Here is a 22,963-nt window from a genome sequence, read left to right as displayed (position 1 = left end):
GCAAATACGGTTACACGGCTTATCGAAGAAAGGAAGCAGGGTGCAAGCTTTCAACTTATCTGTCCCCGTTGCCGGGGCGGAATTTGGCACCTTTTTCAGGGAGTATGAATGGTTGCCAAGACATCATCGGGTCCAATCCCTCCGTCTTTCTCGATAAGCGGTTTACAAAAATAGAAAAAGAGCCGGTCTTCGCCAAACTGATTCCCTCCGGGGAGAAACAGGCGGTTTTCCCAAAAGATTCCGTTACCAGGTATGTTCCAGATCTTCTTTGGTATAGGTGTGGTTCCGCTCGTGGTAAAGCGATGCCTGCCGGGTTCGTTTGATGGTCAACGGGTTTTTCGCCCGGAGCCGGTAGAGGTACGCGATCGGGACTAAAACCGCCCAGAATAATACCGTCAGAATGATTTTGCTGTTGATCATCCCCAGGATTTCGGCCAGTTTGAACCACAGCCAGGCAATGCCGTTGCCAGCCGCCGGAATGAAGATGCTGAGCAATCCGACAGCTGCTGCGGCATAGAGCCAATAACCGGACTTAAAAACAAAGTACAAAACGACCAACCCGGTTACGATCACCAACTGGGCCTTGACGCGGTCTACTTGACTCATAGACAGATAGGTGTTAAAAAAATTTAAGAAGTCGTTTTAAATTAAGGCCGGAGGCCTGTCCTGTCAATAGGCAATAGCATCATTAGCTAGTGGTAGCTCCGGAGGAGCGGCCCGAAGATGTTTTTAGACCGCTCCTCCGGAGCTACCACTAGCTAATGATGCTATTGCCTATTGACAGACCGCCCTTCCAGGGCTCTCCCCGGTTAATTCAAACAGCTTGTAAAGTATATCGCTCGCGTGTCACGAGTGACAATGGTAGTCTTTCTACTATCAATCCAATCCAAACTCCTCCTTCCACTCACCCTTTTCCGGCCACGCTGGTTGCTGTTTTTTATCAAACACATAATTCCCTACCACCAGATAATCCATTTCCGTTCGCATAAAACAGCGATACGCGTCCTCCGGCGAGTTGACGATGGGTTCGCCCCGCACGTTGAAACTCGTGTTGACCAAAACCGCACAGCCCGTCTGTCGTTTGAACGCATCGATCAATTGCCAGTAGTACGGGTTCGTTTTCCGGTGAACGGTTTGAATCCGGGCGGAGAAGTCGATGTGCGTAATGGCCGGCAAATCCGAGCGTTGAAAATACAATTTTTCCCGCATGGGAAGGCTGTCGTAATCAGCGGGCAGCGATTTTCGACGGTTTTCCAGAACCGGATGCACTAGCAACATGTAGGGCGAAGTCCCGTCGTAATCGAAGTAGTCGGAACAATCTTCGGCCAGCACCGAGGGCGCAAAAGGCCGGAACGACTCGCGGTATTTGATGGTCAGGTTCAGTTTTTTCTGCATGTCGGCACTCCGCGGATCGCCCAGAATACTGCGACCACCCAACGCCCGTGGTCCGAATTCCATCCGCCCCTGCACCCAGCCCACCACATTTTCGTTCGCCAGCAATCGGGCGGTTTCCTTGCACAAGGCTTCAAAATCGTCGTACCGGGTAAAAACCGCTTTGTACTTTTTTGCCATCAACTCAACGTCCAGATCCGAAAACGTCGGACCCAGAAACGACCCTTGCAGGGCGTCGTGCCCGGCATCGATGATTCGCTCTTTACCGAAATAAATATGGTAGGCCGCCAGAGCCGCGCCCAAGGCCCCACCCGCATCACCGGCTGCGGGCTGAATAAACAGATTTTTAAAAATACCGGATTTTTGCAGTTTCCCGTTGGCGACACAGTTGAGGGCAACGCCACCCGCCAGCACCAGATTATCCGTATCAGTCAATCGCCGGGCCTCACGCGCCATGTTGATGACCACCTCCTCCGTCACCCGCTGAATCGCCAGGCCCAGATTACCATGTTCCGGTTTCAGTTCGTCATCCGAATTCCGTTTTGGAATACCGAACAACGTTTCCCACTTTTTTTCGTGAACCATCCGCAAACCGGTCGCATAATCGAAGTAATTCTGGTCGAGCCAGATGGAACCGTCGTCGTTGATCTCCACCAGCTTCGTTTTGATCAACTCGACATACCGATCCACCTCTGGCGAATTCGGATTTCCGTACGGTGCCAAACCCATCAATTTATACTCCCCGGAGTTGACCCGAAAGCCCAGAAAATACGTAAAAGCGGAGTACAACAAGCCCAGCGAATGCGGAAAATGCAGTTCTTTCAAAACCGTCATCGCCTTTCCGTCGCCCAACCCGATGGAAGCCGTCGCCCATTCGCCCACGCCGTCGATGGTCAGAATGGCGGCTTTTTCAAACGCGGAAGGATAAAACGCGCTGGCCGCGTGGGACAAATGATGCTCGGGGAAAAGCAGTTTTACCGGTTTTCCGGCATCGTAGCCGAGTTTTTTCAGCTCGTCCCGCAGGAGTCGTTTCAGGAATAATTTATCCTTCATCCAAACCGGCATGGCTGTCAGGAACGACCGCAAACCACGCGGGGCAAAGGCGTAATAGGTTTCCAACAACCGCTCAAATTTCAGCAGCGGTTTGTCGTAGAACACAATGGCATCCAGCTCATTCAAGCTCGTTCCGCCGTATTCCAGACAAAAACGAATGGCATGGGCCGGAAAACCGGCATCGTGTTTTTTGCGCGAAAACCGTTCCTCCTGAGCAGCCGCCACAATCCGCCCGTCTTCGACCAAAGCCGCAGCAGAATCGTGGTAAAATGCGGAAATTCCGAGAATCGTCATGTCTGTGTCGGGCACCCCGGTAAAACCGGCAAGGGTCAATCGGTGTTAAAGGTAAGCCTGTTCATTCAAAAGTACCCCAAATTTTAGCGGGTAGCTCGATTCGCCCGACCGTTCTATAGAAAAGCCGCCGTATTTCGTCTGGGGATGTAAATTGACTATATTTGGGCGTTTCAGTACCACTTTTCCCAACTTCATTTTGAAAATTGCTGCCATCGATATCGGCTCCAACGCGGCCCGTCTCCAGATTTCAACGGTTCTGCACGTGGACGACGTGATTAGTTTCAAGAAGGTTGAATACGTCCGGTTTCCGCTTCGGCTAGGTCACGATGTGTTTAATTTTGGCGAAATTACGCCCGAAAGCGAAGTTCGTACCAACAAACTGATGCAGGTGTATAAGCTGTTGATGGAACTCCACGAAGTGGAAGACTACATGGCCTGCGCCACCTCGGCCATGCGGGAAGCCGTCAACGGCCACAAAGTAGCGACCCGCATCAAGGAGTTGACCGGCATCGAAATCAACATCATCGACGGTCAGAAAGAAGCCGAACTGATCAACAACGTGGTGGTGCAGGCCCTCGACGAACGGCAGTTTCTGCACATCGATGTGGGCGGTGGCAGCACCGAACTGAACCTCTATCTGAATCGGAAAAAGGTCAATTCGAAGTCGTTCAAAATCGGCTCCGTGCGCTCACTGGAAGGAAAAGAAACCAAAGGAGCCTGGAACAAAATGAAAGACTGGGTGGATGAAAACGTGCTGAAAACGCAGGATATGGTCGCCGTGGGGACGGGTGGAAACATCAACAAGATTTTCAACCTCGTGGCGAAAGTCAATGACACGACCACCCTGGCGGAAATTGAACGGATGCGGAATTACATTTCGGGCTACAGCCTGGAAGACCGCATCAACAAACTGCGGCTGAATGCCGACCGGGCCGACGTCATCATTCCGGCGGCAGACATCTACATTTCGGTCATGAAATGGGCCGGAGCCGATACCATTGTGGTGCCTGACCTGGGCCTGAAAGACGGTATTCTTCAGTTGGTGTATGAACGCTGGGGCAAAAAGCAGCCGAAAAAAAAGCCTTAGTTCCCGAACCATTCAAGCAGTGAACCGGCTGTGTACGAACTTCTCCAGGTAGAAAACCCGCTTCCGGAACAGATTCCGTCGTTCTGCCAGGACGGTTTTCTGTTCCTTCAGGCCCGTCACCTGCTCAACCAGCCGGATCGACCGCTCCACTATTTTGCCCTTCTCAACCCCAAAACCGGCCGGGCCGACGCCCGTTGTGCGGTTTTTATCCGCGACGACTGGGCCATCAGCCCGTCGGCCGCATCGTTTGGTTCCATTGAGTTTTCGGATGAGTTGCCGGACGAAGAACTAGTCCGACTGGTGGACGCCGTAGTAACAACTAGTAAAAAATTACTAGTCCAGGGCCTTCGAATAGTCAACTACCCGGATTGTTATTTGCCGGTTCATTCCCAGCAACTTCGTGCGATATTGCTGGACGCCGGTTTTGCGGTGAAATATGAAGAACTGAATCAACACCTGCCGGTCAGCGCACGTTCCTTTACTGAACACCTGCATGCCGCCGAACGACGGCGCCTTCGAAAATGCCAGCAGGCCGGTTTTACGACTCAAATCTGGGAAAAACCAGACGCGGACACTTTGTTTGCGTTCATCCGGAAAGCGCGGTTGCGGAAAAACCTGCCTTTATCAATGAGCAGCAAAGAGCTTGCCAATCTTCTCACGAATTTCGGGGAAGTCTGCCCGGTTTTTACGGTGTGTGATGGCGACCAACTCATTGCCGCCTGCCTGGGCATACGCGTTGCGCCCGGTATTCTCTATTACTTCCTGCCCGCCGATCATGAAGATTATCAACAGTTTAGCCCTTCGGTGATGTTGGTCGAAAATCTTTACACCTATTGCCAGCAACACCAGATTCCGTTGCTAGATCTGGGCATTTCGACCAGCCATGGCATTCGGAACGAGGGACTAATCCGGTTTAAAAGCCAATTGGGCGCGGTGGAGTCGGCGAAGCTGGTGTTTGAGATGCGGTTTTGATATAGACTTTGTGGTAAGACAATATTTGTGGGAGTGAAATAATTCTTCTTACTTAATCACAAATTCTACGTATAAAATATGGTACTACCTACTCAAGTCAACGAAATCGCTGCTTTAGTTGGCCTTACAGATAAAGAAATGGCTTATGTTTTGGGTCTGACACCCCGCAATCTCCACCGGCTTCTCTCTGAACAAAACTTAAATATTGAAGCATCAGAACGGCTTTTGCTACTAACAAACGTTTTAGTACATGCATTAGACACGTTTGAAGGGCGCACCGCCACCATTTTAAGCTGGCTAAAAACGCCAATTCGGGAATTAAACGATCAGACTCCGCTTCAGTTGATGGATAGGATTAGCGGTTTTACGTTGGTCAACGATGTCTTAGGTCGGCTGGACTACGGTTTACCTACATGATGTGCATCACTTAACATAATTTCCCATATTCACTCCATAAGCCTGTAGTTTTATCATTTTCTGAGATGCCGTTAGGCATCAAATGTTTGTAGTAAACGTCTCCACTTACAATTTGGTCGCGTAGCGATCCAACCTTCGCCTGTTTGTTAGATCGCTACGCGACCAAAATGGAGATACAGATTCTATCGAGCTACAAACATCCAGTCGCTAACGCGACCTGTTTACCGTCGAGACAATTTAGAGGTATCTAATTAAAGAATCTGTGGATGTTCTGATCATTGTGATCACCGCCGTCGAAAGCCCCGCACACGCCCCAGCACTGACCCCATTAAGCCATTCATATCGTCCGACACCCGGAACCACAGAATCAGCCCGGCAAACAGGCCCACCAGCACCAGCGAGCGTCCGATAATGCTGAGCAACACCAGCCACAACGAACCGTTCCACGCGGGGAGAAGAAGCGAAACGCCATAGACAAGCACCAAAACCGCAAGGGCTTTGACACCCGAAAACGTGAACGGCAGGATTCGGAAAAACACCCAGACCAACCCCACTTTGCTCAGCGCAAAAACCAGCGTGGTGAGCGTGGTGGCAAAAGCCGCTCCGTCAATGCCGTAGCGCGGAATCAGGTAGGCGTTGGCGCCAATGGCCAGGCAGGCCATCACAATCATCAGCAAGGTGGCGTAGCGGTAGTATTTGGAGTAGTTGATGATTTCACCGTTCACGCCCGTAGCCATCTCAAACAGCTTCGCCGACGCCAGCAACAATACCACGTGTTTGCCCTGCCGGTAGATGTCGGCTTTCGGCAGCAGGCTGAAAATACCGTCGATGTTGGTCCAGATCAGCAGAAAAACCAGACCACCCGCCAGTAACTGATTCAGCGACGATTTGTGGTACAACTCCTGAACGTGCGCCATGTCGTTCTGTCGTAAGGAATTGGAAACCAGTGGCGTCGAAATCTGCGTGATGGTTTTTCGGGGAATTTCAATAATGCCGGCAATGTAGGTCGCGATGATAAAAATAGCGGCATTGGTCAGTCCTTCGCCACCGGAAAGCATCGTGCGGTCGATGAAATACACCACTTGCGTGCCGACGCCCCCCATGACGACAAACAGACCGAAGTAAATCATCTGGCGAAACATGCCGTCTTTCAACCGCGTCACATCGAACCGCAACGAAAATTTACCCAACTGATAAATATAGACCAGCAAAATGACCACCGCCAGACCGTACGATGCAACCATCAGGTAGAGCATCCAGTCGAAGTTATACCAGCCCAGTCCGAACAGCAGAATCACCAGCACATTCGCCAGTTTCAGATACACTTCCCGAATGAAGGTCGGAATGGCAATGCGGGCGTTGTTGCGGCAGTAGGCTTCCAGCACGGAGATGTAAATCCAGAATATCGTGAGTGGCACCACCAGCACATGATACGGAATCAGCCCCGCTGATTTTTCGGCAAAATAATCCTGAATGGGTTGTTCGAACAGAAAATAAGCCGCCGTAAACAGGCTGATTCCAATCAGGGGAAAAGCCAGCAGGAAACCCAGAAAGCCGTTGTTCTGCGTTTTGTCATCGCGGAAATAGCCAAAAAACCGGTCAGTGATAAACGGTGCGCCGAGGTGGGCAAACGCGGCAAAAAGCAGGCTATTTTCCAGTAACAAACGCGAAATCGCCAGTTGGTCGGTCGACAGAAAATGCAGCGAAACGTACAACTGGTTAATAATCCCGATGCCGACTCCAATGTAGGAACCGATGCTGGCTTTCAGGCTTTGACGAATGACAATTCCCATGTGTTTTGGTTACGCTCCCTTTCGATAAATGGCGACCACCGTGGCCCCGTCGGACATAATCGGCAGGCGTTTGGCCACAAACCGGGTCGATTTATAGACGAGCGACGAAAAAAGATTCCGGCCCAGGTGTTTTTCCAGCCACAAGCGATACCCGAGACTCCGGTGCGTGACAGAAGCCGGTTCGTTTCGGATTTCAACCACGGTCAAATCCATCCACTCACCGGCATATTTCAACGAAACCGGGTCCCAGAGCAGGGTGTGGTGGGGCGGCAGATTCAGCGTGTGATACGGATCTTCCCGGAAATAATACGAGGCATTATTCGGAACGCCAATGGCCAGCAAACCGCCCGGTTTGACACACTGAGCCGCCTGCCGAAAGAAATCCCCCACGTTGTTGACGTGCTCGAAAACCTGAAATGCACAGACGACATCGTACTGTTTTTCATGCTGTTGGGCGTGAATCTTCAGATCTTCATTAATGATATTAACCCCGATTTTCTTTCCGTACGCAATCGCGTCGTCGTTCAGTTCCAGCCCCAAACCGTTCGCTCCTTTTTCGGGAAGCCGTTTCAGGAAGTAGCCATTACCGCTGCCAATTTCCAGCACCCGGTCGCCCGACTTCAGGTGTTGAAACACCAGCTCGTGTTCCCATTTCCACGGGCTGTAATAGCCTTTGTAATGCTTGCCCAGATCGGCGTAAAAATCCGCATCACCCGCCAGCGAAAACGGGTAATAAAACCGCAGTTTCGACTGGTTGCATTCATAAATCATCACCTCGTCCATCCCGGCAAAATACCGGCTGACGTCCATCCCGAACTGATCGCGATACCGTTCTTCGATGGTGCGGGCGTTCAGGCTCCGAACGGGCGAAACCGCGGGCGAGTTGGTGAGCGGTGAGCGTACGGTCATAGTTCCAATAGGCGGTTTAATTCCTTGATGCGGTCACGCATTTCGTATTCATTGATCATTTTTTGCCGGGCATTCCGACCCAGTTCACCAGCCAGTTTGGGCTCGTCCAGCAACTGAACCATGTACTTCGCCATGCCCTGAAAATCACCTTCTTCGACCAGAAAACCGGTCACGCCGTGTTCGACGGCTTCCTTGATGCCCGCGTGGCGGGTGCTGACAATCGGCAAACCAGCGGCCGAGGCTTCCAGCACCGTATTGGGCGTTCCTTCCGAATCGCCGTTCACCGGGTTGACCATCGAATGCTGGGCGAAAAGCCGGGCTTTTTTGTGCCATTCCGCAATTTCCGCAGCGGTTTTAACACCGATCAACTGAACGGCGTATTTCAACTGCAAGTCGTCGACCAGTTTCTTACACGATTCCAACAATTCACCCCCGCCGATCATCACCAGCTTGGCATCCGGATGCCGGTCCAGCACTTTATCAAACGCCCGAATGGTCAGTTGTGGCGCTTTTTTGGCCGTAAACCGTCCGACGGTTACAATCAGCTTTTCCGCTTTTTCCGGCTCGGCCCCGGCAAACAATTTCGTTTCAACACCATACGGATTTCGGTGAACTTTCTGAGGATCAGCACCCAGCCGGACGAGTTGTTCCACCATATCGTTGGAAACCGCCACAATCGCCTTGGCCTGCGCAAAGAGTTGGCGGTATGGCGTTTCGAACTTTCTGAGCGTTTCTTTCTCGACCGCATCGAAGCCGTGAAAATGCACGACCAGCGAAACGTCTGCCTTTCGGCAAGCGGCCATCACATGGCAAGCCGTCGGGCCGTATTCTGCCAGCAACACATCCGGGCGGTTTTCTTTCAAATACCGGGTTAGAAAATGGGTGTAAAAAGCCGGATAAAGTGCCGAAACCATTCGTTTCACGCCCACCCGAACCGGCTCGGCCAGCGGCATCCGGATAATCGTGTCGCCGTCCTGCGTGCGATACGGTCGCCAGCCGCCGGAGAGCGTCAGTTCGGGCTTTAAATACGCGATATGGTTGTGAATAAACGTCTCCGAATAGCTGTTTTTGTTCGGATAGGCAATGCAGATTTTCATAGCTTCCGGCCGACGACCAAATACGTACACGCGTCCTTGTCCTTCGTTTCCTGAGATGTCGTTTTGTCAAACAGGCTGATTGATGCCTGCATGATGAGCGCAAACGGTGGCCACAGCCAGCGCGGTATTTTGAACAGAAAACCGTCCTGAAACAGTTGCAAACCCATCGCCGACCTTCCGATAATGCCCCGAAAGGAGACAATTTCAAAGCCGTTGCGGGCCACAATTTTTTGTAAACCGGCGGAGGTCCAGCGCCAGTAATCCGTGGGGTCGGGGTGATACATCCAGTAACCGTGTGTCGTCAGCAACAGCAAACCGCCGGGTTTCAGAATCCGGCAGGCTTCCTGCAAATAGCCTTCGGGATCTTCGACGTGTTCCAGCACCTGCGTCGACAACACCACATCCACCTGCGCGTCGTCCATGCCAATGCGGCTGTCGGAGCCGATGTAGACATCGGCGTGCGGGTTCCAGTCAAGGTCGATGCCGATGTACTGCACCTGTTCGGGCGGAAAAAGCGACACGTAGGGTTTGGTTCCGCAGCCGTAATCGGCCAGTTTGATCCGCCCGGTTTTCGTCAGCGGATCGATAAACGTGGTTCTGGCATACTGCACCAACTCCCTGAGTTTGATCAGATAATACCGCCGGGGATTGGTCAGTGGAGGTTTAATCCGGTAATGCTCAGACGGATCGTCCGGCATCGCTTCAGCGCGGATTGTTGTCATAATGAAATAGAAACGTCGTAGTGCGGCCCGGTTTGAACGGGAATCGGCTGATTTTCAGAAATACCAAACAAATCAGCCCTTGCACGCGTACGATTTGTGGTGCGTATTGGCATTGTAAACACAAAGAAAGCAGAGACGATGCAAATAATTAAGTAATCTTGTAATTAGTTTACGGTATTCGGTTTTCTGTTTACGGTGGCTGGCGCAAGATAGCTACACATACTTGATCGTGCGTTTAAAAGCACGCGTCAGCCACCGTAAACAGAATACCGTAAACCGAATACCGTAAACCGAATACCGTAAACCGTAAACCGTAATGCCCCTCGCCCCCATCGTTTTATTTTGTTATAACCGTGTCGATCATCTGCGGGAAACGATTAACTATCTGGCTAAAAACCCATTAGCCAGAGAAAGTATCCTTTATATTTTTTCAGACGGGCCAAAAACGAATCCGGCGGTTGGGAAAGAAGACGCAGAACGGGTGCAAAAAGTCCGTTCCTATTTGCCGACGATAGAAGGCTTTGCGGACGTCCGCATCAAGGAAGCCGAAACGAATCAGGGGCTGGCCAACTCCGTAATCCGGGGCGTTTCGGAGGTGATTGCGCAACATGGCCGCGTGATTGTCATGGAAGATGACATCATCTGTACGACCGATTTCCTCGATTTTCAGAATGCGGCTCTGGATTTTTACGAACACCATCCGCTGGTTTTTTCGATTTCTGGCTACTTGTATCCGTTTTCCATTCCGTCCACTTATTCTGAGGACGTCTTGCTGTTGCCGCGCGCATCGTCGCTCGGCTGGTCGACCTGGAAAAACCGCTGGGAATTGGCCGATTGGTCGGTGGCGGATTACGCCCATTTCATTCAGGATTCGAAAGCCCGGCAGGCTTTTTCGGCCAGCGGCAGCGACCTGATTCCGATGTTTGCCAAGCAGCAAAAGGGCCTGATCAGTTCCTGGGCCATCCGCTGGAGTTACACGCATTTCAGGCAAAAGCGGTATTGTCTGTATCCGATCCGGTCGAAAGTCGAACACATTGGCTACGACGCCGGCACCAACTTTGGCCGGTTCAGCCGGTTTCAGAACACGGCGCTTCACGAAGGAGAAATCAAGCTAATACCGAATATTCAGGTTGACCCGGAGATCGTTCAAAACCTCAAACGACATTTCAAGCCGAGTTTGCTGCGGCAGATGATCAATCGGTATAAGTACGGTATTTAATGATCTTTATCCCGCCGAAAAAGTTGAACAATCGTCGTATCCATCCGTTCCAGTTTCCGTAGCAACACATGCAACCAACGACTACTTCGCACACAAACGACCCGAACCGGGACACTCCCCGGTCCGTTAACCCCTCCCGGCTTCTCTCCCTCGACACCTTCCGGGGTATCACCGTTGCGGCCATGATTCTGGTCAATAATCCCGGCGACTGGGGTCACATCTACGCCCCGCTGGGCCATGCCCACTGGCACGGCTGGACGCCCACCGACCTGATTTTTCCGTTTTTCCTCTTCATTGTCGGCGTATCGATTTCGTATGCATTGCAGCAGAAGGACCGGGCCGGACTGGCGGGAAAAATTGTGAAGCGAAGTCTGATCCTGTTTAGTCTGGGTTTGTTTCTGAACCTGTTTCCGAAATTTGATTTCACGACCGTCCGGATTCCGGGCGTTTTGCAGCGGATTGCGCTGGTGTATCTGGCCTGTTCGCTGATTTACATCAAAACCGACACCCGAACGCAGGGCTGGCTGGTCGGGATTTTGCTCGTCGGCTACTGGCTGTTGATGTCGTTCGTTCCCGTGCCGGATTTTGGCCCGGCCAATCTGGAAGCCGAAACCAACCTCGGTGCCTGGATCGACCGAACTTTGCTGGGCGGACACCTATGGAAAACCTCGAAAATCTGGGACCCCGAAGGACTGCTAAGCACTCTGCCCGCCATTGCCACCGGCCTGTCCGGAATTCTGGCCGGAACGCTCCTGAAATCCAGCCGCCCGGAAGCAGAAAAAGCCGTCTGGCTGTTTGTAGCGGGTTGCTTCTCCTTGCTGGGTGCCTACATCTGGAACGGTTTTTTCCCGATCAACAAATCCCTCTGGACAAGCTCATTTGTGTTGCTCACCTCCGGTTTGGCGTTGCAGGGACTGGCCTTGTGCTACTGGCTGATCGACGTGCAGGACTACAAAAAATGGACTAAACCGTTCGTGGCCTTTGGCGTCAATGCTATCACAGTTTTCTTTCTCTCCGGTCTAATTCCACGCATTTTGAACATGATTAAAATTCAGCAACCCGATGGCTCAGAGATCGGCGCGAAAGAATGGCTGTACCAGGCGTTTTTTGTGCCGTATTTCGAAAGTCCGTACAATGCGTCGCTGGCCGGGGCGCTGACCTTTGTGTTGATCTGGTTCGGTATTCTGGGCTGGATGTATCAACAAAAAATCATTATTAAAGTATAAATAATGCCGCTAATTTTGAGTTAACACAGCAGACACGTGATCCGCCGTGTTTTCAAAACCGACCTAATGAACAAGATTCTTGCGACCGGCCTTGCCATTTCTCTGTTGGTAACCGGTGTGAATGCCCAGCAACCCACTAAAACCGGTGCCAAAAAAGCCGCCATTCCTTCCAAAGCGGCTGTTGCAGCCGGTATTCCCGCCGAACTAAAACAGCCCATTCCGTTCGATCCGGGCGTTAAAGTGGGGAAACTACCGAACGGAATTACGTATTACATCCGGAAAAATGCCGAGCCCAAAAACCGGGCCGAACTGCGGTTAGCCATCAATGCCGGGTCGATTCTGGAAACCGACGACCAGCAGGGGCTCGCCCACTTCATGGAACACATGGCGTTCAACGGCACCAAGAACTTCCCCAAAAACGAGCTGGTGAGCTTCCTGCAATCGTCGGGCGTCCGGTTTGGGGCCGACCTGAACGCGTCGACCGGTTTTGACGAGACGGTTTATCAACTGCCCGTTCCAACCGACTCGGTGCGGCTTTTTGAGCGGGCGTTTCAGATTCTGGAAGACTGGGCACATAACGTGACGATGGACCCGGCTGAAATCGAAAAAGAACGGGGGGTGATTCTGGAAGAAGCCCGGTCGGGGCGCGGGGCGGGTCAACGGATGCGCGAGAAGTATTTCCCGCTGATTCTCAACAATTCCCGCTACGCCAGCCGTTTGCCCATCGGAAAAGATGACATCATCAAAACCTTCAAACCCGAAGTCCTGCAACGGTTTTATAAAGACTGGTACCGCCCGGATTTGATGGCTGTTGTGGCCGTGGGCGATTTCGATGTGGATCAGGTTGAAGGCATCATCAAGGAAAAGTTCGGACGAATTCCGGCGGCAACAAACCCGAAACCGCGCCCGGAATACCCGGTTCCGCCCCACAAAGACACCAAAATCGCCATCGTGACCGATCCGGAACAACCGAACACGATGGTGCAGATTATGTATAAACGCCCCGAAATCAAGGAGAAAACCCTGTATGACATCCGCGAGGCTATCAAACGGGTGTTGTTCAATTCCATGATCGGAAACCGGATCAATGAACTCACGCAGCAGGCCGACCCGCCGTTTCTGGCCGGTTACAGCAACTATGGCGGTTTTCTGGGCGATCAGGATGCCTTCAGTTCGTATGTCATCGCCAAAGACGGAAACGTAGCACGGGCCGTCACGGCCATTCTGGACGAAAACGCCCGCGTCGATCGCTTCGGATTTACGGAAACGGAACTGGATCGGGCAAAAAAACAGTATCTGAAAGCCGTCGACCGCATTTACCGCGAACGCGACAAAACCCGTTCGACGAGCTACGTCGGCGAATACGTGGAGAACTTTCTGAAAGGCGATATTCCGGTCAGCATCTCGTTTTACAATGATTTTCTGAAAAAATACCTCGGTGGAATCACCGTTGGCGACGTCAACAACCTGGCGAAACAGTTCATTACGACCGAAAACCGCGCCGTGGTCATCATGGCTCCCGAAAAAGACAAAGCCAAACTCCCGACCGAAAAGCAGGTGCTGGCCCTGATCGACAATGCCGGTAAAAACCTGACGGCGTATGTCGATAAGACAATGGACAAACCGCTGTTGCCGACGTTGCCCGTTGGCGGTCCGGTAACGAGTGAAAAAGAAATCAATGACATCAACGTCACGGAATGGACGCTCCGCAACGGCGTGAAGGTGGTGTTGAAACCGACGGATTTTAAAAACGATCAGATCATTTTTTCGGCCAACAGTCCGGGCGGAACGTCTCTCTACCCCGACAAGGATTTTGAATCGGCGCGGTTTGCCTCGACGCTGACGCACATGAGTGGTATTGGCGAATATAACCAGATTCAGTTGGGTAAATACCTGACCGGAAAAACCGTCAGCGTGTCGCCCTACATCGGTGAAACCACCGAAGGCATCAGCGGCAGCACCACGCCCGACGATCTGGAAACCGCCCTGCAACTGGTCTACGCCTATTTTACGGCCTCGCGCCAGGACCCCGACGTGATCAAGGGTTTTCTGTCAAACCAGCGGAGCTTTCTGCAAAACCAGTTGGCCACCCCAACGCCCCAGAAGGTTTTTCAGGATACGGTTCAGTCGTTGCTGGGAGCCTACAACTACCGCCGGTTGCCACTGACGCCCGAACGGCTGGATAAAGTGGACGTCAACCGGGCCGGAGCGATTTACAAAGAACGCTTTGCCGACGCCAGCGACTTCACGTTTTTCTTCGTCGGAAATTTTAAAGAAAAAGACATTAAACCGCTGATCGAGAAATATTTAGGCGGTTTACCGTCTACAAACCGCAAAGAAACTTACCGCGACCTGGGCATCCGGATTCCGGCCGGGAAGATCGAGAAATCCGTTACCAAGGGCCTGGAACCCCGGAGTACTGTGCAGTTGATTTTCAGCGGTGATTTTGTCTGGAATGCCGAAAATGCCACCCAGGTCGACGCGCTGGCCGAAGTGCTGGAGATCAAACTGACCGAAACGCTGCGCGAAGAAGAAAGCGGGGTCTACGGTGTGGGCGTCAACGGGGCCTATGCCAAAATCCCGGCACAGCGGTATACGTTTCGCGTCGGTTTCAGTTGCGCCCCCGAAAACGTCGATAAACTGATTGCGCGAACCCTGGCCGAAATCGAAAAACTGAAGCAGAACGGTGCTGATTCCAAAGACATCGACAAGTTCAAAGCCGAAACCCGGCGCGAAACGGAAGTTCAGTTGAAGCAGAACAACTTCTGGCTGGGGTATCTATCCAACCAATATTTCAATCAGGACGACCCGAACGAAATCCTGCGGGAAGCGGAATTTCTGAAACAGGTGACCCCCGAAAGCACGAAACAGGCTGCCAATCAGTATTTTGGCAAGAATTTCATCAAGCTGTTGCTGTTGCCGGAGCGAAAATAAGACACCACCTACCTTTCGCTAAATCGTTGGGCTGCTTTGCAGGAAAAAAAGCATAACTTGCTTTAACTCCCTGCACGTCTCATGCTGTACCAGAAGTATCAACCGGCTCCCCATCTGCGCCCGTTTGTCGAGTGCTACTACGTTTGGGAAAACGCAGCGTTGCCGACTCAGCCCATGACGGTTGAGTCGCCCCCGAACGGCTACGGCTCGCTGGTGTTCAATTATGGTGATCCGTACCGGCTTCAAACGCAGAAAAACGGAACGAAAATGGTGCCGGCTTCCTTCCTGAGCGGACAGTCGACCCGCAGCTACCAGTTGCAGTTGCAGGGGCAAATCGGCATGGTCGGGGCGGTTTTTCGTCCGGCGGGCCTGAACAGTTTGTTTGGGTTACCGATGTATGAATTTGCCGATGAACGCATCGATCTGACCGGCGTTCTGGGCGACGGCATCCGAACCATTCAGGAACGCATCGTCGAACCCAACAGTGCCATGGGTCGGGTTCGGCTGCTGGAAGCCTTTCTGAGCAACCAGATGACCCGCACCAATGCCGTAACCGACCGCACGGATTACGTTGCCAACCTGATCGTAGACCAGCGGGGCATCATCAATATCAATGAATTAATGAACGAACTGTACGTTTGTCGGCGGCAGTTTGAACGAAAATTCCTGACCAAAGTCGGGGTGAGTCCGAAATATTACGCCCGCATCCGGCGCATCAGTTACTTGTGTGCTCAACTGGCCAGCAAACACTGGAACGTGGACGACTGGCACGACGTCATTTACCGGGCGGGGTATTACGACCAGTCGCATTTCATCCGTGAGTTTACCGGCTTTACGGGCCGGATTCCATCACTTTACGTACGGGATAACGTCGAGCTGGCGAATTTTCTCAAATCGTGAGCGCCGGTTTGTGCGCCTTTTGCAAAATGTCGCATTTATACAATAAAGCCGCCCGGTGGTCAGGTACTTTTGGTGTATCATATAACCACGATTTTTCATGAAAACGACACAAACGGACTCACTGACCGACCTGACCCGCAAAGGCACCAGCATTGAATTTTTCTCGGCCTACCAGGAACGCGATATCGAACGGATGATGGCCCTCTTTGACCCCGCCGGCGAATTCTGGCTCATGCCGCTCGGCCCCGATCCGCAGGGCACCATCGGCGACTTAGGCCGGAATTTCTGGACGGGCGTCATCGGCGCTTTCCCGGACATCGACAATACCGTCGATAAAGTGACGGCCGATGGCGACAAAATCATTTGCAACGTGGCGTTGTTCGGAACCCAAACCGCTGATTTTGCCGGTATTACGAACAAAGGACTGCATTTCAACAGCGACCATATTTTCATTTTCCGCTTCAACGAAGACGACAAGATCGTTGCGGTAGCCATCGACTGGGATCACGCCAGCTTCCAGCAGCAACTTGGCGTATAGGTTTTTGAAGACAAGAGAGTAAAGATGTGAGAATAAAGACAAGAGAATAGTGATCAGAAAACAGTCTTTACTCTCACGTCTATCCTCTCTTGTCTTTACTCTCTTGTCTAAATCCCTCCTCACTTCAGCGTTTCCAGATTGAACAGAAACTCCGATGAATTGACGAGCGTGTGAACCAGAGCCGCGTAAAAGACATTTTTCGTTTTCATGTACGTGTAGCCATAGCCCCAGCCCGCAATGCTGGCCAGGCCCACAAAGACCAGCGAACCCGCGTGAAAATGAACCAGGCCAAAAAAGATACTCGTGATCGCCAGGGCCGTATACGGACCATTCAACTCGATCGATTTCTTCTCAATCCAGTAAGCGGCAAGGAATAAGAGAACCGTGATCAGAACCGGAACCCACAGCAGGGCCGCGTGCATCAGGTACCCGGTGAGCAGCGAGAGCAGCAGAAAAACTGCAAATCCCCATTTCCAATACGTCTTCCAGACACCCGATTCCGTAATTTTCCGGGCCAGCATGTTTTGCAAAATGCCCCGCAGAAAGAGTTCTTCGAACAAGGCCGTACCAAAAAATATCCGCACCATTTCGCCAACGGCCAGGGGAATCAACGCCATCGAAAGCGGTTCGTAGCCGCTGGTTTTCAGAAAACCGCTGACGTACGCAATCAAGGCGGTTAAGGCAATGAAAGCCAGCCAGACCCAGAGGGCGGTTTTAAGATAACGCCAGTTGAAAGTCGGAAAAAAACCGATGTCGGGCAGCTTTCGGATGGTGCCGAAACCGTAGACCGCTGTCAAAATCAGCACAAACCGCAACACATTGCTGAAGCCCGCACCGTTGAAAGGCAGATGTGTTTTTACCCCGAAAGAAATGGAAGTAGCCGGAATCAGAAAGAGAAAATAAACCGCAAAATCCGTCCATTTGATCGGCTGGTAGTCCTTCGGATAGGCTAAAAAAACGAGCACCGGAAACAGTACATAAAAAGGAAAGAGCGCAGCCGACCCCTTGAACGGCGAATGCCCGTGGAATCCCAGATACGAATACAGAACAATAATCAGCAACACCGGAAACACAACCGCCCGCTCCAGGCCGGTGCTAACGGTCCGGCGGAGCGATTCGGAAAGAGTCGGTTGACCCAGGGTGAACGTCAGGAAATACAACCCGATGAAGTAAGGACTCGCCAGCAGGAGTTCGGCGGGTGGAAGTTGCCCATTGAAATAGAGGAAAAGCGCAAACAAGGCCGCTGTCAACAGCACGCCCGTCCGTATTTCACCCGCATACCCCGTCGTCTTTTTCATCATCCGTCAATTTGTTCCAGATAACTACGAAAAGAAAATCAGATGGGCTATTGGGCGAGGCAAAAAACTGCAAAAATGCTCTATTCTCTCCAAAACATCATTTCTGATGCAAAATCTGGTAAAATTCTTCGATGTTCGACCAATTAATAAATAACCCGCCGGTTTTCAGATCCAGCTTTCGTAGATTATACCGAACAAACTGATACACAATACGATAACCTTTACACAAATGACCCCACTTCTGAAATCGAGCCTATTGACGCTGGTCTTGGTTCTGACGTTTGTCGTTGGTTGGGAATGGTACTGGCGCAGTCAGAACCTCGGGCTTTCCTACAACGACGACGAAAGCCTGTGGGCGCACACCCGGAAAGAAATTTACCGGAGCAGCCCGTCGAGGCCCGTGATCATTGGCTCGTCGCGCGTCAAGTTCGACCTCGATCTGGCGACTTGGGAAGCCGCAACCGGCGAAAAACCGATCCAACTGGCGCTGGTCGGTACGGCCCCCCGGCCTTTGCTGACGGATCTGGCCAATGATCCGAACTTCAAAGGAACACTCATCATTGGCGTCACCGAAGGCCTTTTCTTCGCGCCCGACGGTTCTTTTCCCGAACGGGAGGCCACGAAACGGGTCAATTTTTATCCCAGGTGGTCGCTTTCCCAGCAGATCAGCTTCCACATCAACCGGGTGCTGGAACCCTGGCTGTATTTTCTGGATGAAGAACGGCTGGCCCTGCGTCCCCTGCTGACCAACCTGCCGATTCCGCCCCGGCCCGGCACCTGGGGTGGACCGAAATTTCCAAAAGAATTCTCGATCATCCAGTTCGACCGGCAGGAAGTCATGACGGATGCGATGGTGGCCGACACCGCCATTCAGCACCAAGTGCAGGCGGTTTGGCTGGACATTGGCGCCCACAGCCCGAAGCAAACCATGCCGGATGCGATGGTTATGGGCATTATGAACTCCGTCAAGAAGTCGGTAGACCAGATTCGGGCGCGGGGTGGTCAAGTGGTTTTTGTCCGGATGCCTTCGGACGGCCCCTTCTACGAAGCCGAAAAAATGAGCCACCCACGGGAAAAATACTGGGACCGGCTGCTGGCGCATACCCGGACGCCCGGTATCTATTTTGCGGATTACCCGGCATTGTCTAAATACCGCTGCCCGGAATGGTCGCACCTGGCACCGAAGGATGCGGTCACGTTCACGCAGGATTTTATCCCGATTCTGAAGCAGAAAACCGGCTGGCCCATCCCGATCCGGTCCACTCCAAAGCCCGCCCTTACGGCTTCCCTTCCTCCCCACCAATAGCTCCTGACGATCATGGTTTTCAACTCCTACAGTTTCGCCCTCTTCTTCGTTCTGCTGCTGTTGCTGCACAACCTTCCTCTGCCCTGGAAGGCAAAAAAGATCAATTTGTTGCTAGCCAGTTACTTATTTTACGCTCTCTGGAATCCGCCCTTCATTCTGTTGCTCTGGCTTTCGACGGTGGTGGATTTTTACATGGCCCGGCTGATTGCCCGCGAGCAACGGTCTGCGCCCCGCAAACTCCTCCTGACCGTCAGCTTGTTGCTGAACCTCGGCATGTTGAGCTACTTCAAATACGGCGGTTTTTTGCTGGAAAACTTTACGGCTTTGCTGTCGGCGATGGGCATTGCTTTCCAAGCGGCCAAACCCGATATAATCCTACCGGTCGGCATTTCGTTTTACACCTTCGTAACGCTTTCGTACACGCTGGATGTGTACCGCCGGAAAGCCGAACCCGAACCATCTTTTCTGAATTTTGCGCTGTTCGTTACGTTCTTTCCGCACCTGGTTGCGGGGCCGATTGTCCGGCCCGAAGATCTGATTCCTCAGTTCAAGGAGCCCCACCGCGCCACGACCCAACAGATGACCTGGGGACTTTTTCTGCTGTCGCTCGGTCTGTTCATGAAAGTGGTGGTTGCCGATACGCTGCTGGCCGACTCGGCCGATACGGTTTTTGGGGTGCCCTTTCCGGTGCAACCACTGGATGCCTGGATGGGTGTGATGGCGTTTTCGGGGCAGATTTTCTGTGATTTTGCGGGCTATTCGACTTGCGCCATCGGCATTTCGCTGTGTCTGGGATTTGTACTTCCCGACAATTTCCGGTACCCCTACGCATCCATCGGATTTTCGGATTTCTGGCGCCGGTGGCACATCACGCTCTCAACCTGGCTACGCGACTACCTCTACATTCCGCTGGGCGGAAACCGCAAGGGCGCTGCCCGGACCTATATCAACTTGATGATCACGATGCTGCTGGGCGGCTTGTGGCACGGAGCGTCCTGGAACTTCGTGATTTGGGGCGGTTTGCACGGCATTTTTCTGTGTGCCGAACGGCTGATTCGGGATTGGTCCGGCAAGCGGCAGCGGAATTTTGCCGGACAAAACCGCTCCGACCAGGTGCTAACCGGAACCGTTGCACAGGCTTCGATGTTGCCCGTTTCGTGGAACGGAAAGCTCGGCAATTTTGGTCTGGCGTTGTTAACCCTGTTTCTGGTCGATATCACCTGGGTGTTTTTCCGCGCCCCCGATTTCGGCAGCGCGATGCGAATTCTGCTGTCGATGTTTGGCGTCATTCCCAACGGAGCGACCCTGCTCACGTCCCTCGACATCCTGAAAGTCAGTTCAGTCACGGTGATTCTGATTGCCTGTCACTGGGCGATGCGCAATTCGTCGCTGGTGAAACTCGGGGCGCGCCTACCGTGGTGGCTGCTCAGCCTCGTCTGGGCGGGCATGCTGATTTTACTGATTCTGACTCAGAAAAGCAGCAACTCGTTCATTTACTTTCAGTTCTAGAGATTACCTGTTCCGAACGGGGTTTTCATTACCGGGATTGAATGCGCGCCCGGTGTTGAAAACCCCATTCCGCCATCGCCTGAATAATGTCGTCCAGCGAACGGCTGTATTCCGTCAGTTCATATTCGACCAAAACCGGGGTTTGGGGGTAAACATGGCGCACGACAAACTCGTTTTGCTCCAGTTCTTTCAACTCTTTCGAGAGCAATTTGGGCGTGATGCCTTCCACCCGCCGTTGCAGGTCCTTGAAACGCGACGGACCTTCGGACAGGGCAATGATGATGGGCAATTTCCATTTGCCATTGAGGACATAAAGCGCATCCCGCACTCCGGCTAAGCTGCGGTCGCAGGCGCTTTTGGTATGAATGACCTTATCTTTTTGCTTGACCATAACCGTCCGAAACTGTTTAGAAATACCGGTATCCGTTTGGAGTCTGGTATCTTTTCGATAGCAAATATAGAAATTTAACAGGAAGCTTCTAATCAGCAAATTGCAATAACTCGATGCGGTTATCGAACGGATCGTGGAAGAAAAACCGCTGCCGTCCGTCGATCTCGGACGAATAGGTGATCGCGATGCCGTGGTTTTCCAGTTGCTGTTTGGCTTCCTCCAGGTTCGCAATTTCAAAAGCCGGGTGCCGTTTGGAATACGGCCCGGCGGCTTCTTCGCGAAAATGCAGTTGAATATCGGCAATCGAAAACCAGAGCGCACCACCGGGATGCTCACCCGGAACTTCTTCCAGGCCCAGCACATCGCCATAAAATGTTCTCGCTTCTGCTTTTTTCCCTTCCGGAATGGAAATCAGAATGTGGTCTAACCGCTTGAAATGAATCATCGTATTTTTATGGATTGGGGTGCAACCTACTGCAAATTTCGCTTACTTTTATCGCTCCCGAATTTCGTTGTAAAATTCCTTTCAGCAACCTATGTCTTCAGAAAAAACCAGCCGCTTCACCGAATTCAGACGGGAACTTCACCGTTTCCCGGAGGTTTCCGGGCAGGAATTTGAAACCCAGCGACGGATTCAGGAATTTGTGAGCCGGTTTAATCCGGTTAGCCTGATCGAAGTAGGAAAAACCGGGCTGCTGCTGCAATACGGAGCGGATGTTGCGGGGCCGGTCACCATGATCCGGGCGGACATCGACGCGTTACCGATTCAGGAAGTCAACGAGTTTGCACACAAATCCGGGATCGAAGGGGTTTCCCACAAGTGCGGCCACGACGGCCACGCGGCCATTCTGGCCCGACTGGCGGCTCATCTGGCCGAAAAACCGTCGCTGAAAGGCCGGGTGTATCTGCTTTTTCAACCCGCTGAAGAAACCGGTGAAGGTGCCAAAGCCGTCCTGGAAGATCCCGCCTTTACCGCGATTCGCCCCGACCGGGTGTTTGCCCTGCACAATCTGCCCGGTTTCGGTTCAGGAACCATCGTGTGCAAACCCGGCCCGTTTACGTCAGCCGTTCAAAGCCTGATCGTGACGTTTAGGGGCAAAGTGTCGCATTCGGCAGAACCCGAAAAAGGCATCAATCCGGCGTATCTGATGGCGGATTTTATTCTAAAAACCAGGCAGTTGACGCATCCCGACAGCCGATCCAACGACTTTGTACTGATCACACCGGTTTATACCACACTGGGCGAAAAATCGTACGGTGTGTCGGCGGGTTACGGCGAAGTGCATCTAACGCTCCGAACCCGAACCAGCCAAAACATGGAACGGCTGACCAAGCAATTGCTCAGCGTTTTGTCGATCCTCAGCGTCGGAACCGGTATTGACATAGAAACCGCCATCACGGAAGTGTTTTTCGCCAGCCAGAACGATCCCGATGCGTTTGAGCAGGTCAAAACCAGCGCACTGAAATTGGGGTATTCGTTCGTAGAAAAACAGGAACCGTTTAAATGGGGAGAAGATTTCGGTCTTTTCACACAACATTTCCAGGGCGCCATGTTCGGGATCGGCGCGGGCGAAAACACCCCGGCCCTGCACAACGACGACTACGACTTCAACGATGATCTGATCGAACCAGCGGCCCGGATGTTCCTGGAATTGATCGACCTTCAGCACAAATAGGTTTACGGTTTTCAGTTTACGGTTTACGGTGGCTAGCGCATTTAGGCTAACGCGTCAGCCACCGTAAACTGAAAACCGTATACTGTAACCGAATAATCAATTAAAAAGGCTCTTTCTACCACTTGCTCAATACTTGTGAGCACCAAACCCATTTGCTTTTAACTTATTGTCAGTTAACTCTTTTCGGGCAGCACAGAAAGGCCGGTTTTCGAAAACCGGGGTTATGGATC

The 22,963-nt window shown here is 52.3% G+C and carries 20 protein-coding genes and 1 riboswitch; of the genes, 11 read left to right on the top strand and 9 right to left on the bottom strand.

The window, feature by feature from the left end; all coding sequences use genetic code 11:
- Positions 1 to 52 precede the first annotated feature (52 nt).
- Positions 53 to 160, bottom strand: a riboswitch (SAM riboswitch).
- Positions 161 to 243: 83 nt separating this feature from the next.
- Positions 244 to 606 carry an SxtJ family membrane protein gene (locus ACS5NO_RS09740; protein WP_439414964.1) on the bottom strand — a complete coding sequence of 121 codons (363 nt, stop codon included), beginning with the start codon at positions 604 to 606 and terminating at the stop codon, positions 244 to 246.
- Positions 607 to 876: 270 nt separating this feature from the next.
- A complete protein-coding gene (locus ACS5NO_RS09735) occupies positions 877 to 2,739 on the bottom strand; it encodes a carbamoyltransferase family protein (protein WP_439414963.1) in 1,863 nt (620 codons plus the stop codon).
- A gap of 196 nt (positions 2,740 to 2,935) precedes the next feature.
- Between ACS5NO_RS09735 and ACS5NO_RS09730 the strand changes: the two genes are divergently transcribed.
- The 3 genes from ACS5NO_RS09730 (at position 2,936) to ACS5NO_RS09720 (ending at position 5,215) form a co-directional block, all read left to right on the top strand.
- The gene (locus ACS5NO_RS09730) at positions 2,936 to 3,826 is read left to right on the top strand and encodes a Ppx/GppA phosphatase family protein (RefSeq protein ID WP_150876396.1); all 891 of its coding nucleotides are present in this window, start codon (positions 2,936 to 2,938) and stop codon (positions 3,824 to 3,826) included.
- A gap of 30 nt (positions 3,827 to 3,856) precedes the next feature.
- Positions 3,857 to 4,798, top strand: a complete 942-nt coding sequence (locus ACS5NO_RS09725) for a GNAT family N-acetyltransferase (protein ID WP_439414962.1) — start codon at positions 3,857 to 3,859, stop codon at positions 4,796 to 4,798.
- Between the two features lie 78 nt (positions 4,799 to 4,876).
- On the top strand, positions 4,877 to 5,215 hold the full coding sequence (locus tag ACS5NO_RS09720; RefSeq protein ID WP_439414961.1) for an Xre family toxin-antitoxin system antitoxin: 339 nt from the start codon (positions 4,877 to 4,879) through the stop codon (positions 5,213 to 5,215).
- Between the two features lie 284 nt (positions 5,216 to 5,499).
- On the opposite strand, the gene ACS5NO_RS09715 is transcribed toward ACS5NO_RS09720, so the two are convergent.
- From ACS5NO_RS09715 to ACS5NO_RS09700, 4 genes are read right to left on the bottom strand one after another with little or no spacing between them, the layout of a single operon-like run.
- Positions 5,500 to 7,008, bottom strand: a complete 1,509-nt coding sequence (locus ACS5NO_RS09715; protein ID WP_439414960.1) for a lipopolysaccharide biosynthesis protein — start codon at positions 7,006 to 7,008, stop codon at positions 5,500 to 5,502.
- A gap of 9 nt (positions 7,009 to 7,017) precedes the next feature.
- Entirely contained in the window at positions 7,018 to 7,917 is a 900-nt protein-coding gene (locus tag ACS5NO_RS09710) for a class I SAM-dependent methyltransferase (protein WP_439414959.1), read from the bottom strand.
- On the bottom strand, positions 7,914 to 9,014 hold the full coding sequence (locus ACS5NO_RS09705) for a glycosyltransferase (protein ID WP_439414958.1): 1,101 nt from the start codon (positions 9,012 to 9,014) through the stop codon (positions 7,914 to 7,916). Before ACS5NO_RS09705 ends, ACS5NO_RS09710 begins: the two co-directional genes overlap by 4 nt.
- Positions 9,011 to 9,736 (bottom strand): class I SAM-dependent methyltransferase, encoded by a 726-nt coding sequence (locus ACS5NO_RS09700; protein WP_114405314.1) that lies wholly within the window; start codon positions 9,734 to 9,736, stop codon positions 9,011 to 9,013. Before ACS5NO_RS09700 ends, ACS5NO_RS09705 begins: the two co-directional genes overlap by 4 nt.
- Before the next feature lie 316 nt (positions 9,737 to 10,052).
- Here ACS5NO_RS09700 and ACS5NO_RS09695 point away from each other — a divergent pair, with 316 nt between their 5' ends.
- The 5 genes from ACS5NO_RS09695 (at position 10,053) to ACS5NO_RS09675 (ending at position 16,553) form a co-directional block, all read left to right on the top strand.
- Positions 10,053 to 10,955 carry a glycosyltransferase family protein gene (locus ACS5NO_RS09695; protein ID WP_439414957.1) on the top strand — a complete coding sequence of 301 codons (903 nt, stop codon included), beginning with the start codon at positions 10,053 to 10,055 and terminating at the stop codon, positions 10,953 to 10,955.
- Between the two features lie 68 nt (positions 10,956 to 11,023).
- Positions 11,024 to 12,181, top strand: a complete 1,158-nt coding sequence (locus tag ACS5NO_RS09690; RefSeq protein WP_439414956.1) for an acyltransferase family protein — start codon at positions 11,024 to 11,026, stop codon at positions 12,179 to 12,181.
- A gap of 66 nt (positions 12,182 to 12,247) precedes the next feature.
- Entirely contained in the window at positions 12,248 to 15,115 is a 2,868-nt protein-coding gene (locus tag ACS5NO_RS09685; RefSeq protein ID WP_439414955.1) for a M16 family metallopeptidase, read from the top strand.
- An 81-nt stretch (positions 15,116 to 15,196) separates the two neighbouring features.
- Positions 15,197 to 16,015, top strand: coding sequence for a DUF6597 domain-containing transcriptional factor (locus ACS5NO_RS09680; protein WP_439414954.1), 819 nt, complete (start codon positions 15,197 to 15,199; stop codon positions 16,013 to 16,015).
- Positions 16,016 to 16,112: 97 nt separating this feature from the next.
- A complete protein-coding gene (locus ACS5NO_RS09675; protein ID WP_150876406.1) occupies positions 16,113 to 16,553 on the top strand; it encodes an ester cyclase in 441 nt (146 codons plus the stop codon).
- A gap of 119 nt (positions 16,554 to 16,672) precedes the next feature.
- Here ACS5NO_RS09675 and ACS5NO_RS09670 read toward each other — a convergent pair whose 3' ends face one another.
- The gene (locus ACS5NO_RS09670) at positions 16,673 to 17,851 is read right to left on the bottom strand and encodes a CPBP family intramembrane glutamic endopeptidase (RefSeq protein ID WP_439414953.1); all 1,179 of its coding nucleotides are present in this window, start codon (positions 17,849 to 17,851) and stop codon (positions 16,673 to 16,675) included.
- 229 nt (positions 17,852 to 18,080) lie between these two features.
- Here ACS5NO_RS09670 and ACS5NO_RS09665 point away from each other — a divergent pair, with 229 nt between their 5' ends.
- Together ACS5NO_RS09665 and ACS5NO_RS09660 are read left to right on the top strand one after the other, a co-directional pair.
- On the top strand, positions 18,081 to 19,157 hold the full coding sequence (locus ACS5NO_RS09665; RefSeq protein WP_439414952.1) for a hypothetical protein: 1,077 nt from the start codon (positions 18,081 to 18,083) through the stop codon (positions 19,155 to 19,157).
- Positions 19,158 to 19,169: 12 nt separating this feature from the next.
- Positions 19,170 to 20,666 (top strand): MBOAT family O-acyltransferase, encoded by a 1,497-nt coding sequence (locus ACS5NO_RS09660; protein WP_439414951.1) that lies wholly within the window; start codon positions 19,170 to 19,172, stop codon positions 20,664 to 20,666.
- A 28-nt stretch (positions 20,667 to 20,694) separates the two neighbouring features.
- Here the strand turns inward: ACS5NO_RS09660 and ACS5NO_RS09655 are convergent, their stop codons facing one another.
- Both ACS5NO_RS09655 and ACS5NO_RS09650 read right to left on the bottom strand, forming a co-directional pair.
- Positions 20,695 to 21,057 (bottom strand): winged helix-turn-helix transcriptional regulator, encoded by a 363-nt coding sequence (locus tag ACS5NO_RS09655; protein WP_439414950.1) that lies wholly within the window; start codon positions 21,055 to 21,057, stop codon positions 20,695 to 20,697.
- An 88-nt stretch (positions 21,058 to 21,145) separates the two neighbouring features.
- Positions 21,146 to 21,502, bottom strand: coding sequence for a VOC family protein (locus ACS5NO_RS09650; protein ID WP_150876411.1), 357 nt, complete (start codon positions 21,500 to 21,502; stop codon positions 21,146 to 21,148).
- Between the two features lie 91 nt (positions 21,503 to 21,593).
- Between ACS5NO_RS09650 and ACS5NO_RS09645 the strand changes: the two genes are divergently transcribed.
- Positions 21,594 to 22,733 carry an amidohydrolase gene (locus ACS5NO_RS09645; protein ID WP_439414949.1) on the top strand — a complete coding sequence of 380 codons (1,140 nt, stop codon included), beginning with the start codon at positions 21,594 to 21,596 and terminating at the stop codon, positions 22,731 to 22,733.
- Positions 22,734 to 22,963: the final 230 nt, after the last annotated feature.

The sequence above is a fragment of the Larkinella fluvii genome (assembly GCF_051857545.1).
Lineage (GTDB): Bacteria > Bacteroidota > Bacteroidia > Cytophagales > Spirosomataceae > Larkinella.
This window is presented reverse-complemented; position numbering and strand designations above follow the sequence as displayed.

What these genes read in the sequence shown, in the direction of transcription:
- ACS5NO_RS09650 (WP_150876411.1), bottom strand. Translation starts at nt 21,502, where the DNA reads ATGATTCATTTCAAGCGGTTAGACCACATTCTGATTTCCATTCCGGAA.
- ACS5NO_RS09680 (WP_439414954.1), top strand. Translation starts at nt 15,197, where the DNA reads ATGCTGTACCAGAAGTATCAACCGGCTCCCCATCTGCGCCCGTTTGTC.
- ACS5NO_RS09645 (WP_439414949.1), top strand. Translation starts at nt 21,594, where the DNA reads ATGTCTTCAGAAAAAACCAGCCGCTTCACCGAATTCAGACGGGAACTT.
- ACS5NO_RS09665 (WP_439414952.1), top strand. Translation starts at nt 18,081, where the DNA reads ATGACCCCACTTCTGAAATCGAGCCTATTGACGCTGGTCTTGGTTCTG.
- ACS5NO_RS09670 (WP_439414953.1), bottom strand. Translation starts at nt 17,851, where the DNA reads ATGAAAAAGACGACGGGGTATGCGGGTGAAATACGGACGGGCGTGCTG.
- ACS5NO_RS09705 (WP_439414958.1), bottom strand. Translation starts at nt 9,014, where the DNA reads ATGAAAATCTGCATTGCCTATCCGAACAAAAACAGCTATTCGGAGACG.
- ACS5NO_RS09700 (WP_114405314.1), bottom strand. Translation starts at nt 9,736, where the DNA reads ATGACAACAATCCGCGCTGAAGCGATGCCGGACGATCCGTCTGAGCAT.
- ACS5NO_RS09715 (WP_439414960.1), bottom strand. Translation starts at nt 7,008, where the DNA reads ATGGGAATTGTCATTCGTCAAAGCCTGAAAGCCAGCATCGGTTCCTAC.
- ACS5NO_RS09720 (WP_439414961.1), top strand. Translation starts at nt 4,877, where the DNA reads ATGGTACTACCTACTCAAGTCAACGAAATCGCTGCTTTAGTTGGCCTT.
- ACS5NO_RS09675 (WP_150876406.1), top strand. Translation starts at nt 16,113, where the DNA reads ATGAAAACGACACAAACGGACTCACTGACCGACCTGACCCGCAAAGGC.
- ACS5NO_RS09690 (WP_439414956.1), top strand. Translation starts at nt 11,024, where the DNA reads ATGCAACCAACGACTACTTCGCACACAAACGACCCGAACCGGGACACT.
- ACS5NO_RS09655 (WP_439414950.1), bottom strand. Translation starts at nt 21,057, where the DNA reads ATGGTCAAGCAAAAAGATAAGGTCATTCATACCAAAAGCGCCTGCGAC.
- ACS5NO_RS09710 (WP_439414959.1), bottom strand. Translation starts at nt 7,917, where the DNA reads ATGACCGTACGCTCACCGCTCACCAACTCGCCCGCGGTTTCGCCCGTT.
- ACS5NO_RS09660 (WP_439414951.1), top strand. Translation starts at nt 19,170, where the DNA reads ATGGTTTTCAACTCCTACAGTTTCGCCCTCTTCTTCGTTCTGCTGCTG.
- ACS5NO_RS09740 (WP_439414964.1), bottom strand. Translation starts at nt 606, where the DNA reads ATGAGTCAAGTAGACCGCGTCAAGGCCCAGTTGGTGATCGTAACCGGG.
- ACS5NO_RS09735 (WP_439414963.1), bottom strand. Translation starts at nt 2,739, where the DNA reads ATGACGATTCTCGGAATTTCCGCATTTTACCACGATTCTGCTGCGGCT.
- ACS5NO_RS09685 (WP_439414955.1), top strand. Translation starts at nt 12,248, where the DNA reads ATGAACAAGATTCTTGCGACCGGCCTTGCCATTTCTCTGTTGGTAACC.
- ACS5NO_RS09695 (WP_439414957.1), top strand. Translation starts at nt 10,053, where the DNA reads ATGCCCCTCGCCCCCATCGTTTTATTTTGTTATAACCGTGTCGATCAT.